The sequence below is a fragment of the Dyadobacter sp. CY345 genome, assembly GCF_021502725.1.
Lineage (GTDB): Bacteria > Bacteroidota > Bacteroidia > Cytophagales > Spirosomataceae > Dyadobacter.
On sequence record NZ_JAKFFS010000006.1, the window covers coordinates 38337 to 52679 of the forward strand.

The 14343-nt window shown below is 44.0% G+C and carries 8 protein-coding genes; 1 reads left to right on the plus strand and 7 read right to left on the minus strand.

What is annotated here, in order from left to right; translation table 11 throughout:
* Positions 1–55: 55 nt before the first annotated feature.
* Positions 56–454 carry a helix-turn-helix transcriptional regulator gene (locus L0657_RS23450; RefSeq protein ID WP_235153209.1) on the minus strand — a complete coding sequence of 133 codons (399 nt, stop codon included), beginning with the start codon at positions 452–454 and terminating at the stop codon, positions 56–58.
* 154 nt (positions 455–608) lie between these two features.
* Between L0657_RS23450 and L0657_RS23455 the strand changes: the two genes are divergently transcribed.
* Positions 609–2294: a HEPN domain-containing protein gene (locus L0657_RS23455; protein WP_235153210.1), complete on the plus strand. Its 1686-nt coding sequence runs from the start codon at positions 609–611 to the stop codon at positions 2292–2294.
* Positions 2295–2799: 505 nt separating this feature from the next.
* On the opposite strand, the gene L0657_RS23460 is transcribed toward L0657_RS23455, so the two are convergent.
* The 6 genes from L0657_RS23460 to L0657_RS23485 all read right to left on the minus strand — a co-directional run bounded on the left by L0657_RS23460 (position 2800) and on the right by L0657_RS23485 (position 14309).
* The gene (locus L0657_RS23460) at positions 2800–3141 is read right to left on the minus strand and encodes a hypothetical protein (protein WP_235153211.1); all 342 of its coding nucleotides are present in this window, start codon (positions 3139–3141) and stop codon (positions 2800–2802) included.
* A 227-nt stretch (positions 3142–3368) separates the two neighbouring features.
* Positions 3369–3761, minus strand: a complete 393-nt coding sequence (locus L0657_RS23465) for a hypothetical protein (protein WP_235153212.1) — start codon at positions 3759–3761, stop codon at positions 3369–3371.
* 455 nt (positions 3762–4216) lie between these two features.
* Positions 4217–4873, minus strand: coding sequence for a hypothetical protein (locus tag L0657_RS23470; protein WP_235153213.1), 657 nt, complete (start codon positions 4871–4873; stop codon positions 4217–4219).
* Positions 4874–5334: 461 nt separating this feature from the next.
* Positions 5335–11544 (minus strand): RHS repeat domain-containing protein, encoded by a 6210-nt coding sequence (locus tag L0657_RS23475; protein ID WP_235153214.1) that lies wholly within the window; start codon positions 11542–11544, stop codon positions 5335–5337.
* A 141-nt stretch (positions 11545–11685) separates the two neighbouring features.
* Positions 11686–12675, minus strand: a complete 990-nt coding sequence (locus L0657_RS23480) for a M43 family zinc metalloprotease (RefSeq protein WP_235153215.1) — start codon at positions 12673–12675, stop codon at positions 11686–11688.
* 59 nt (positions 12676–12734) lie between these two features.
* Positions 12735–14309, minus strand: coding sequence for a T9SS type A sorting domain-containing protein (locus L0657_RS23485; protein ID WP_235153216.1), 1575 nt, complete (start codon positions 14307–14309; stop codon positions 12735–12737).
* Positions 14310–14343: the final 34 nt, after the last annotated feature.

Consider the following 14343-nt stretch of genomic DNA (forward strand, 5'->3'; position numbering starts at 1 on the left):
AGAAAAAAATAGATCGTCTTCCTTTCTCAATTCCTTGTTCCAAAAAAATACTCTTTTATAAATTTCTATCCAGTAATTTTTGAAGAATTTCAATCTTTTCCTTTTCAGATTGAAGAAGACGTTCGTAAAGCTGCTTGATGTCATCAACAGCCTCAATCCACTTATCTATCGGACTAAATTGATAATTAACATTTTGATTTGCGTTATCGTAGTTATTCTGAATATTGAATATTGCCTTTTCTTCGTCAAAATTCTTTATGGCCTCTGCCGGTACCTTCAAAATTTTGGCTACCTGATCTAAAATATCCTGCTCAATGACGTCCTTCTGTTCCAAAATTGAAACGCGTTTTTGCGTCCATTCCTCTCCAAGCTCATAAGCAAGTCCTTCTTGCTTAATACCCAGCATTTCTCTAAAGCGCTTTATATTTCGTCCGTGGTGTATGGTTTCGCTCATTGCTAATTCGTGTTGTGATATTCAAATATAAGACTTTGAAAGATCAAACAACTTGCTAAATAAGAAAATTTGCGACTAAAATATTCCATTGTAGAATGGATCAGACGGTTACGGGTAATGAAATTCGGGAATCGTCCACTCAAATTCTACCGCTATGAGATATACCACATCAAGCGAAGAGCATCAATATCCAGTTTGGATATCGCCCGAAGAAATGGCTTCGCCAGCAGACTTTGTCCGAAACTTTTGCGACTCCTGGAAACTTTCTGATTGCCGCTTTTACTTATGGCAGATGCTCAGCAATTCCATTTCATACGAATTCACGCATATCGAAGCCTCTGCCGGCGGCCAAATTTTCTTTTTCGAAAACATAATGGCTATGATTGAATCTGTTTATTTACTGAATACCGAAACCGAAAAATCGGCCATAAACGGAAACATTGCTCCGAGCCGTGTACAAGATTCTGACAATCTAAGCGAAATCTCAAAAGAGGATCTACTTGATAAAATCGTTTGCATCATCCGTGAGACTGCCCCTACCGACAAGATATTTCTGATTTCGTCTAGGACAGATCAGTCAAAGCGCCCGAAATTAGATTTCGTTGTTTTAACCGAAAGCACGGATACCAAGTCTACCAGCGAATATGAAGCTGATATCAAGAACTTGACATATCCAATGGCAGCCGTTGAAATTAGCATCTTTAAGACCTCCTACTTTAATTCAATAGTTGAAAACGGCGGAGGTCTATATTTTTCCCTGGTGCTTCAAAAGGCAGAGCTTGTTTTTGACTCAGGAAAACAAAAAGACTTCATAATCCCTATCTCAAAAAATTTTGATCGGGCTCAGCTCCGCTTTGACTATTTTCACAAACGCGCAGTTTCCTTTCTAAAAACATCAGAGGCTCATCTTAGAGGAAAGGAGTACGAGCTAACGGCTTTCAGTTGCCATCAAGCGGTGGAGCATACATTAAATGCTCTTTTGTTTTGCCTAATGGGTATTAAAAATAAAACGCATAACCTGAAAAAATTACTGGGGCTTTCATCCCGGGTTATCACGAAACTCCAATCAAACTTCTTTGAAGATGAAAATCAGACCGATCTTTTACCGGTTTTGCAGAGCGCGTATATTAAAGCACGATATTCCGAGAAATTCACGGTTGATTCTAAGCAAGCAGGTATTCTGCTTTCCAAAACAGAGCAGTTATTAATACTTGTAAAACAAGCTGTCGAGGAGATTAAGAATAGCTATGGTTCGACTGGGGCAGCATTTACATTGGAGTCGTCGGTAGATAAAGAGGATCCTGGTTTCAAAGATCAAGTAAGTTCCAATGATAGCATCTGTGAAACATATCAACCTTTTTTAAAATCATTCTTTGATTTCTACGAACCAGAGGATTTCAAAAGACGGTTCTTTCACATTCTTCAAGCCTATTCTCAAAATGATTATTATCGGCAATCCAGCCCCTCTGATGTATTGTTTACGATGGAAAAACTCGGAGAGCTAATCTTTGCAGCGAAAGAGCTTTATCCCGAGCACTTTACAATCAATTATCTGAAAAATGAGGATGCAGGTAAGAATTCTAAATCAACGGATTTTTTTACTCTCGGTGAGCTGTCTTCCTTCGAACAACAAAATCCACTTCAAATCATCGCGGAGTTTTTTGCCTTCAAAACGTATGACCAATGGGATGAGTGCTTAAAACATATATGCTTCTTTGCGTTATGCTCCGACGATCCAACTGAGGCAGGATTTAGAGAAGACACAATGACAATTTTGGGGAAAGTATTGAGATTAGTCAATGCTTGTGACATCATCTATGCAAGTTTTGGAATAAACTAAACAAATTTAGTAGTGTTTTTTAATTGTATGCGCCTTCAAAATGATTTTGAAGGCGCATTTATCTTCGGCGTCGTAACTGTTATTATTTGTAGCGGAAATGGTGGACCTCTACCATTAAGTAAAATATTTCCCTGCTAAATATTTCATATGTATTCTCTTAAACAGAATGACAAAATAAGTTTCCAAAACATACTCTTAGGTAATACCAATCTTAAAATGATTCTAAATGCTTTTCTCTAAGCTTTTGCGTCAAAAGCGCTCATCCCCGGATCAATAATCCTGACCAAATTCTTATTGCCATAAGACTAAGGCGCCCAACGCCGGTTTACTTCACTTAATGTATCCACTTCCCACCAAGATCCAAGTCCCGGATCAAGCCACCCGGCACCATCAAGAAAGTACAGATCGAATTCTTCGCTTACTTCTTTCTCAATATACAGATTTCGGTACTTTCCTTCCGTAGCGTTATCTTTACAAGTTAAACTTCCATTCTCTTAATGGTACCTTATTTTTTGGTTAGTATTTTATGAAGGGTTACAATATAATGTGAGTTTGAAACTTCGTTTACACCCGAAAAGATGATATACATATTACCTTTGCAACCGCGAAGCATATAAAAATTTATAAATCCGCCACAAGGAGCTTTTGAATTTTGGCCTAACTTCATCTCATATTTCAGCTCCTCGAATAAGTCTCCAACATTTCCCCCTTTAAATTGAGTCTCTATTAACCATTCATAATCTAAAAATATAGTCTCATCGTTTAGAGTTATGTTAATCTTTGACGGCTCAAAGCTAGTATTATCGAAAAAATATTCGTTATTTTTAAACTCGATTAATATTTCCATACAAGTTTAATTTAAAGGTGTACCAGGGTGAAATATGATTCTTGATTCAAAATTTAAGATTTGAAACTATTCTAGTCCGCCTCTTCGTCCAAATGCCGGTAGAGCTCTCGACCTTTGCATTAGAATGCCAGAGGGTACCGTTACTTCCTGAATAAAAGAAGCGGTATTAAATTCAAGCAGAGCTAAGCCTTCAAGAGCGAAAGAACTTGATTTTGGTGCAACCTTGGTCAGGAATGCTCCCCATTAGGATTTCCAGAAAATAATCTGTAATATGTTTCTAAATCTTTGACTGCAAAAGAAACAATTTTCCCACCGGCATTTGGAGTCATTCCTTGGGATATACCTTTTATACTTCTCCTTATCTTCCCAATCTTACCGATAGGAAAAATCGTAGCCAAATTAAAGGTCGCTTCCGCACTGGACATTACCTCGCCGTTAACATTGCACCCTGTAAAGTAAGCTTTTATGGAATTGATACCGATAGCAAGAGGATTAAATTCATTCATCGCCGTTACAGCCATATGAACAGATCCTCCATCTTTTAAAAGACCTTGGCCCTTTCTCTTTACTTTTACTTTTTTTCTTATCCTCCCCTTTTGCTCGATCCACAAACCTTTCACTCGCAGCCTCATTTTGCGTAGCTATTTCAGCCCAAGACGTAAATCCTCCATAAGCAGAGCTCTCCATTCCTTCTGAATCAATATACCTGATCGGATTGTTATTCCCATAAGCATAAGGGCACCATCACTTGAAACTTCGCTCAATGGAGCTACCTCCCGCCATCCATCCATCCCAGGATCAAGCCATCTAGATCCTTAATCGTAAAAATTAAAGTCTGACGTAGCGCAGAAACTACCTCAGGCTTAGCTTTTTAACCATAATTGCTTATTAAAATGGACTTTACCTTCATTACTCAACTCCTTTAATATTTCATTAATTTCATCTTCCGAGTATCGGACTTTATTGACATAATCTAGATAGTCGATAATTTCATTTAATGAAACCCCTTTTTGAGAATTAGTCATTTTGAGAACTGATTCTTTTATATTAAACGCTGCCAACACAGTTATCCAGTTTAAATCCCTAAATATTTCTTTAACATTTCCATTTCTTTTAGATAGTATTTACTTCGTTCTGGTTTATTAAGATCAGGGCCAATATTAATTATTTCTGTACTGGGATCTTTTATTTGTTTTCTAATCCAATTGACTTGATTTTTCATCCAATTAGCCGGGTTAGTACTTCTTGGCTTAAACCGTGTTGCCCCTATTATTTTTGCGTATGGGATAACATTCTCAGCCATATTTTCCCCAAGAACTACAATTCGTTTTGCATTTTTTAAATTTTTCAATACTTTGACTGGTCCACCTGGGCCAATCGGTAAGTCAGGCACTGTTGCCTGTATGGCATTTGGATCGGACTCAAACGCCCCTTCGGAAAACAAAAGGTAACTCCAGAAATCTGAATTAGCCGCCCTAGCTTTAAAGGTTGATCCGTATTTATCCGAAGCTTCACTTTTTCTCTTCTCCCATTCTTCTGTTTTCTTATCATTTTTTTTATCCTCATTTTCCTCCCTAAACCTCTGGCTACTTTGCTCATGCATAATAGCCAGCTCGGCCGAAGAGGTAAACCCACCATAAGCTGAACTTTCCCGGCCGTCAGGGTCAATAAACCTGATCGGGTTATTATTCCCATAAGCATACGGACTTAATCTTCTTGATGTTTCCGCCAATGGATCTACCCTTTACCACAACTGCACCACTTTTACTTCGCGCGCGCATCTGGTTTCAACCAGTAAGCCAAAGAACTTTTTAATCTGACCAAAGATACCACTATCTTTAAACTCGTCGATAAAATGCTCACCAACAAGAAGTTTAAGGAATTCTTTAGTCAAAATGTGGCGGCGTTATATTAACAAAACCCCGATCTCTCAGGGCTTTGGGAAGTCTTAGATTTAAGCAAGCACCTGGAAATAGAGTCTTTTATAATTAGGATTTTCTCAGACTTCTAAGATAAATTCGTAGACCTGGCAAAACTATATTAATGAATGCTGCCAAATACAAAATAAAGTATTGTTTGCCAGACAAACATGGTGGACAATCCATACTTGATAGACACGGTTCACAAAGAGGCTGGTAATACTTAAAAGAACCCCAGAGACCCAGATCTATAAGCAATAAAATGGCCCAAAATTTATTGCCTTTCTTTATCAGGTTTATCAACATTGATTTCATATCTAAAAGTTTTGCCTGCATTGTTTTTATCCTTGGACCATGTATCGTATGCTTTCATAGCATCTCCCACAATTGAATTAATATTCCTCTGATCAGCATTTCCCTTTTGCGAATCTCCCATAATATTATTTCCCCAGCCCGGATGTGGCCCTTTTTTGTCATCATAGCGATCGTCCAAACCTAGCATATGCCCAAATTCATGAGCAGCAGGATTATCCTGTGATAAGTTCATTCCATTTCGACCAACTCCACGCCATTCTCCTTCGTCTCCGCCACTAACAAAGGAGCGGCCTACTTCGCCAAGTGTGGCCCCGACTTCAACAAAATTGTCTCTATTGTTAGGATTCCAGCTTTCAGGGATAATGAATGGGTCCGCTTTTTCTTTGCCGCCATATACCCCTACTTTTACATCAAACTTGACATTATAAGAATTCCCGGCAGCATCCTTTACGGAAAAACCCTTATCCCACTTCGCCATAATATCTCTTTGCATTAATGATGCGGTTGCTTTTGTCGCCCCAGAACCGTAAACATAAATATTTGAACTGATAGTAAGAGTATTACCCTTTATTGCTAAAACCCCATCACGACCATCAGGGTCGATATATTTTAATGGATTATTAAAGACATAGCTGTACGGCGTCATTGACGGATATTTTTCCGACATTGGATCTACCTCCCACCAGCTACCCACCCCAGGATCCAGCCACCTTGCTCCGTAATCGTATAAGTTTAATGAAAACTCTTCATTAAGCTCCTTCCCGTTATAAAGATAACGATATTTCCCAGCGGTTGCATCATTATACCAGGCACCATCAAAACTTTTCCCGAAGGGGTAGTAGTGGTTTTCACTCAAAATCTCAGTGTTGTCAATACTTTCGGAATTGTTTTTGTCAGAAAAGACAACACGGCTATTTCCCAAATGATCTCTTAAAACATATTCGTAACGGAAAGTGCCCGCATTGTTAAACGCCCTACCTTCTTCGTTATAAACCGCTTCCACGACGTTGTTTTTCAGTTCTATGCCGTCCAGATAATTTTGTGTCAAGGTGACTGTTCCAGCAGTCTTTACCGTTTTTCGGAGCTTATTACCCAGTCCATCATACAAAAGCTCGATTACATTGTTGGAACCAAAGTCGAACTTGTTGGGCAGATTTAAATGGTTATGCGGTGCATCCAGGTTAACGTGCGTTGGCGGGATGCTGTTCACTCCTGTGCTCTGTGTGCTCAGGTTACCACCAGTGGGTATGGTCAACGTCTGGCTGTCAATGGTGGCATTCGTGTAATTGCTGCCCCCCTTCACCATGCCCTTGCGGGTGATGGAGGTGATGTTGCCTCTTACATCGAAGGTTTGAGCCTCCCCGTAGTAATCCACGGCATCAATACCGCCGGCACTCGTGTAGCTTGAATATTTCGAAGACGTAAGCCTGTCCAGATAATCATAAGTAAAGCCATATGCCTGTGCAGCACGGCCTTTTACTTGCCAGATCATCTGTCCGATATTTCCGCTGTTCTGCGCCGTACCGCTTAGTCCACCTGTAAGGGTGTTGTATTCAAGCGTTTGTCTGAACAAGTCGTCGTTAGTGGCGGCGAAAGTGGGCGTGCTGAAATTGGTGAGCATGTTGCTGACAGGGAACGTACTGCCGCTCAATCCCGCTGTACTGTTGATGGAGCTCAGCAGCCCATTGGTTAGGTAGGCATAATCTATCTGTTGCAATCCGTTGGTACCCGGGCCAAGCTTTTTATTGGCCAGCTGGTCCTTAGCGGTGTAGGCCAACCGGCTGATCACCGTTGCCGACGCACCATTGATGCTCTGGCTGGTTTGGGTGAGGCGCCCCCAGGCGTCGAACAGGCGGGTATTGGCTATACTGGTGGTGCCCCCACTGTGGACACTGCTGCGGGTTTCAGTAAGGATGTTGTCGCCATGGTCATAGCCATAGGCCACACTTTCGGCAGAAGTGCTGGTAATGTTGGTGTGGTTATTGCCCGTGGTGGAACTCACACGGCCGTACGTATCGTAATTAAAGGTTGTTTGCAGCACAGCATTGGCCGCGGCAGGCGTCACCACAGGGTCAGCGACGGTGAAGGCCTGCACCTTGCTGGTTTTGAGTTTATCGGTTTCTATACCCGTGGTGGCAGTGCTGTATATGTTTTCTAAAATATTGTTGGAGAGTGAAATGCCATCACCAGTTCCGGAAGCATACACGCCCTTTTGGGTAAGACGACCGTAATCATCGTATTTACTACCCATCCAGCGGTTTGAGTTGGCCCTAAGTATTGGGTCCTGGTACCTTACGGGCAAATCACGACTGTTGTACTCGTAAGCTTCGTAAGCTTTGCCCGGTACCTTTTTCTGGCTGATCAGGTCGCTGTTGGTGTATTGATAGGTAAATACCAGCTCTGCATCGCTCCAGCTGGCCCCGGGAGGAAGCACACGTACTAGCCGGTCTTTGTCGTCATATACATAGTAGGTATCCGATCTGCTGCTTTCAGCTCCGTTGGTCTTGCGGCTGAGCAACATCCGCCCTTTTTTGTCTGTAAAAGTGATGGACTTGTTGCCGTTTCCGTCCGTAGTGGTGGTTTTGGTCAATAGGTCGGCACCCAAGGTGGCAGAGCTCCCTGTTGAGAAATTGAAGTTGAGCACCGCATCGCCGCTGGTGTTGGCGGCATAGGTGTTGATTGTGGCCGCCCAGGCAGGTGACGTTACTTTCCATATCCTATTGAGCGGATTCGGATCGTATTCGGTGAGGGTGTGGGCGTTGGCGCCGGGAGACTGGTAGGCGCCTGTATTGGCCGTTCCGGCGAAAGGTTCAAAACTTTTGCTTACCCTGCCCTGGTTGTCATAGGATGTGGCGACCACCTGGTCGGTTCCAGATGGTGTTTTGCCTTTGAAGACGGTCTCTATACCACGGCCGAGCCCGTCGAAATAATGAAAAGTTTCCTGTGTGGCCAGGCCGCTGCCAGCCGTGGCGGTGAAGGTATTTGCACTTTTAACATTGCCAAACGAAGTAATGACCCCCGAAGCATTCACAACAGGGAAGGTGTAGGTATATTTCGTTTTGACGTTACTGGCGCGGGCTTTGGCCTCGTCCAGCCGCATGAGCTTGTCGTACATATACTCGGTAAACTGTCCGTCGGGCTTAGTTATCTTGCTGACCATGCTGGTGCCAGACAGGTACTCATACTTCCAAAGAAAATCCTTGAACTTACGCTGTTTGATGAGCCCTGCGCTAGTCCATTCGTATGTTTCTGCCAGCCAGCCTGTCTTTGCGAACTGCCTTGGAAGCCCTGCGCGCCCGGTAGTGGTACTGGTGCCATGGTAGCTGTCTATCTGCCCTTTTTGCACCCAGGCAGCGCCTTCGTAATTTTTGAACTGATAAGGACGGATAAAACTGGTGGTAGCCGAAACAGTAGTACCTAAAAAATTACCCGAAGCATTATCGAAGAAACCATATTCGGTTTTACTGCCATTTACTGTAGTGCCACTTACTTTGACAGTAATTTCCAACGGTACCAGCAGGTTCAGGGCATTAAATACCGTTAGTTGTGCAGCAGGAAGCCCGGTTAGATCGGCCGGGTATTTGTATTCGGTTTCGGTAACCTTGCCGTCGGAGTTGGAGAGGGTTTCTTTGGTAAGTTGCAGGTGGTTTGTACCGTTGTAGAGCTTATCCACGGTAGTGAGTTGCCCGTCAAGATAGGTATCTACTTTCTGGTAACGAAACGGGCGTGTGGTGATCGGGTAGCTTTTCCAGATGCCACTTATAGGACTCGAAGGATCGCCGCCACGGAAATAGGTGTTAAATTTAACATAAGTTCCCTGTCCGTTCTGAGTGATTTCCGGCGTTCTCTGCGTATATTGGTCATAAGTTATATCCAAGCCAGAAGCATTTCTTTGTCTTTTTAAAGAAAGTTGCCCGGAGGTAACCCGGGGCTGTATTGGTTTGATGGGCAGGCCGGTAAAGCCCGGCGAGGGTTCGTTGATATACTCGTAGTGGTTGTAGTACCCACTGGAAGATCCGTTGAAATACTCCTTGACAGCGGAATAGCCCATATGATACCCTTCAAAAGAACTGAGGGGTACAACGGAATTTTCGAAGAAAAAGTCATAAACAAACAGGATCGAACCTGACGGGCAGGGGGCGGTAGGTTCCTCTGAAACCCTGCAGGAGCTGGCATTCAGGCAAGCCCGGAACACGTGCCCATACTTAGGGTCGTTGTACAAAATGGCACTTGACCGGTCGGGGTTGACAAGCGCATTGTTATACGTATATGTTTTAACCACATCGTTTGCAGTACTAACTCCATCGTGGCTGGTTATTTGTTTGACACGCAGACCGCCGACAGGAAAATTGTTGTTCGTTGTTGTTTCGGTATAGCTGAAAAGTGTGAACTTCGCTGCACTATTCCGACCCCATATTTCAAACCGTAGGACGACACCATTGGGAAGACCCGCTATAAGATCGCCTAGGGCACCTTCTTTCGTACTGAGTGTATAATTTGGGGAAATTACCGCACTTCCCAGAGACGCATTCGTTGCATTATTAAACACCTTTATCTGCGATGCACCACTTGAGGCGCATGCGGGAGATCCGCCATTTGCGGTCCTGATACTCTCCCACTTGTAATGGTAAGTCAGTGAAGCATCCAGGGTTTGGGTCATGCTTGCATATTGAATGTAAGGGCCATCCGAACATAACGGCCCACTCGGCCACGCCATAGAAAGTGTCCCTGGCACTTGCGTGTACGTTGCGGTTGTTCGGGCTGCGTATACCGTATTGGCCTCCAGTTCGAGGGTAGTGGAACCGCCGGTTGGGTAAGAGATTTTTTTCAAGGTACCCATTTTCATCGGTTCCTGACTCGTTTGCCGGTTAGATCCGCCTTTGACAACATCCATATTTTCTCCAAGCGAGTTTTGGAACTGAAGTCGGGTTGCCGGTATATTCAATCCAGACTGGGTATTGGCCGAAGCCCCATTGTAAAACCCCCAGTGGTCCATAGCTGACGAGAGCCGATTGGGCAAAAAGGACGGCGTGGCCGAATCCTCAAAATACTGCATTGTGTAAGGATTAGCCGTAACGGTTCCGTCGCATGACTTTTCCTGAACCGTATTCAACTTCAACCGTTTGTCATGATTGTCCTTGCCGGTTTTCAATGCAGAATTGTCCACATAGTAGGCATGTGACAGCTCAAAAGACTTACAGAAATTACCAGATGCTATTTGAATTTTCGAAAGCCTTTTAGCAGGACTAGCGGAAGCGTTTCCGGCAAAATCTCGGTTGTCAATATCTTCCCTGTTTACATCAGCCACAAAAGTAAGTGTAGTGGTTTGGGATGTAATGGAAGACAACCGCCAGCCTTCAACGTAATTCAGGTTTTCCATGTAAGCATTAGGTGCACCAGTAGACTGGTATCCAGACCCAAAGCTTGCACGAAATCCATACTGGTATTTCTCTGCTACATAATCGAGCAAAATCGAATAGATCCCGTCAGCAGATGATATCTTCCGCAGATACCAGCTACTTGCTATCATCGAGTTTATCGGGTTGGTCCTGGTCAGCTCAATGCATTTTCCGGCAGGGTCGCCAATAATGGTCCCAAATTGATACCTGATACCATCCGGTGTGGTTATGGTGAATGATTTTAACCGGGCAATGTTTGAAATCGAACCGTCAAGTTCGTAGGTAATACGCACATCCTGTTTGGGCACGAGCACGATTTGCGGGTTAACTATACCGTCACTGGTTTTATCGGCTTCAAAAAAGAACTTACCGTTATAGCCGCCAACGGAAAACGAAAAAATATCCGGCTCGCCATCTGCCGCCCCATCCCGAAAGTTGGAATAAGAGTATGTAGGTAGCGAAGCTAAGCACCCGTTGGCATCTACTGTCAGATTAGACCCTGTTTGAAAATAACCGTTTTCGCGTTCATCTTCCTTTCCCTGGACGGTCCTACTGATAATGCCCCCTGCTTGCAGAGACCATCCAAGACCTGCCCAGCTGGCAAGTTCTCCCACTTTCATGCCACCGGCATGGTAGGAAAGTGAAACAGGCAAGCTTACCGGCCCGTCGGTGACGGTGTAAACGGGAATACCCACACTGGGCACTCCGGTATAATTGCTTACGGGAATATCGCCGTATTTGCCCAGGCTGGCTGCATTGGGTGGTGGCATGACCACATCCTTGATGGCATTGTTAACTGGCTGTGCATATAATGTGACCTGAAAGGCAAACAGGGCAATAAAAAGGGAGGTAATGATTTTGTTCATACCGCGATGATCTCAGTGTGGATGAAAAGGGTGCTATCAGATGTACTATTTTGTTACCAGGCCATTTCTGGGGGCGCCTTCTGCAAGCGTAGCGCGCATCCGGTCTTTTTGCCCTTTGGTAAACATGCTCATGTACTGATCATCGGTATTGTCCATAAAGTTCATGAACATGGCTAGAATATACCCATGGCAAGTGGTAATGACCCTTAAATTGTCCTTGATGTCCACCTCCTGGGTTGGGCCGCCGTGAGGAGGCGTGTCCATAACATGGTCGTCTGCACAAGGATTTTCCTGGTTCCAAAGCTCGTAGAGTCCCAGATAACTGCCCATCAGGTGTACCAACGTTTTGCCTTGTGTATACGGGGCTTTGGCCGTACCTTTTTCGTTTCCGAAAAAATCGGGGTCAATGACAATTCCGTCCAGTTCTCTGGGAGCACCGGGAAGCTGTGCGTATCCTGCATTGTAACCATCAAGGTTCCCTACCCAGATATTGACAATCCGATTGGCGTCTACAGCTGCAAAACCGCCTGATTTTGGATCTTGCATCTGGTTGGTGATATCAAAAATATTTTTGTTTGTCTTTACGATGTTAATTCCTTTCACCCCGGCAAAAGCCTCAGGGATATAAAATTGTATATCCGGGCTTGCGCCAAATGCTGAGAATTTTTCAATAGCTTCATTACCCTTTGTCTGATCCGGCTCATAGCTGCCAAAGTATTTGTTGAGCACTTCCAGCTGGAAGCGTACCTGGGATTCATCGGGAAGTTTTGCGGCATCGGCACCCAGCAGGTGAAACAGGACCGGTACCCTACAGACCTGATTGGCTTCTCCGCTGGACGTTAACTCAGCAACAGCATTTTCGAATGACTCCAGTTTTTTGGCGTATTCCGGATGCTGTTTTTGGGTAGCTGCCAGCACGGTTTGCGTGTTGAAAACTCTGAAAACCCTATCCTGAGCCAGGCTAACAGAACAGGTTGAGAGCACCAGCAAAGCGGCTGCTTTTAATCGGCTTTTGCCAGTTGATATGTTGACCATAATTAGTCTTTAATGATTACAATATAAATATTTCAATGCCGGTGCTTTACCGAAAATACCTACCGAACAAGAGATATCTTTTTTGTTTTGATTCCGCTTTCCGTGGCGAGCTGGATGATAAAAATGCCTGAGTTGACAGTAATCAGATTTATCCGTTCTTTATGCTGACCCACTCCAAGATAAGTTTTCTGGTAGATGCGCTTTCCTTCTGAATTGATTACTGTGAGAATTCCATTTTTGTTTTTTTCCACATAAAAGGAAACTTCAAACTCTCCCGAATTCGGATTGGGAGAAACAACCAGACTTGTTTCAATATCGGGTTTATTGAAGTATGTAAATTGATCATTTTCAAAAACTCCTATACGGCCCCCCGGCGTAGGACAAGTGGCATCCTCCAATATCCATTTATTGTTACCAAATGTATGGCTAGGATCATTGGCAAGCCTTATATCCGTGACAAGATCACTCTGATCGCCGTCGCCCCAGTTAAGTGTACTGCCAAACAGGAGCGAGGATCCTTTCCTAATGAAAACATTTGCGGACGGATTACTGCCCGCCACAACAGTTTTTGTCCATAGCTGATGATCTGCGCTTCCGTTTGTCTGAAGGGTGATCAGATTCCCTTCTATGTTCCCACCGCCTTCGACGCCAAGTATCCTGCCGTCTGCTGCAGCAACTTTAAAATACGAGCCGGATGTCTCCATTTTCCATTTCTGCGAATTGGTATTATCCGATGCTTTTGCCTTCAGGATTCCATTCACATCGGTCAGGTATTTGCCATTACCGGCCAGTTTAAACTTATAACATGGCGCCGATACATTCACTGTAACGCTCGCAGTATACGTAAACCCTGATTTTGTCGCGGTTAGCGAATACGTGTAGCTGCCCGGAGCAGTAGGTGTTGTAACAGTCAAATTTGATGTGGTACCAATTGTTGTTGCGCCAAGTTTCCATGTGTAAGTGATACCACTACAATCTCCGCTACAGCTTGAAGCCAGGTTTATACTGGTTCCACTCACCGGATTATAATTATTGGAGCTAACCGATATGGTTGGCGCATTGGGATTTGCTGGACAGCCCGTGTTTTCCAATATCCATTTGTTGTTACCAAATGTATAAGAAGGGTCATTTGCAAGTCTGACATCCGTAACCAGATCACTGGGGTCCCCTGCACCCCAATCCAAGGTGCTCCCAAACATCAGAGATGATCCTTTTCGGATAAAAACACTCGCAGCCGGACTACTACCAGAGATTTCCGTTCTGGTCCAAAGAAGATGATCCTGGGTAGCGTTTGTCTGCAATGTGATTATATCCCCTTCGGTATTACCAGCACCGGATACTCCCAAAATCTGATTGTTGGTAGCGGCAACGACCTTCACATACGATCCGGATGGCTCAAGTTTCCATTTCTGAAAATCGGTATTGTCGGCGGCTTTAACTTTAAGCACCCCGTTTACATTTGTAAGAAATTTGCCATTCCCTGCCAGCTTCATGGTATAACATCCCGACGGCGGCACCGTGGTAGCAGCCTGTCTTTTGATTCGATTACCCGCATTATCGTAGGTAAATGTAAGCTGAGCCATACAAAGCTGGGCGCAAAGGCAAAGCAAAGCAGCAACGCGGTATCTGAGCATACGCTGGGGTGTGCGGTTAAAGTGTAATCAGGTC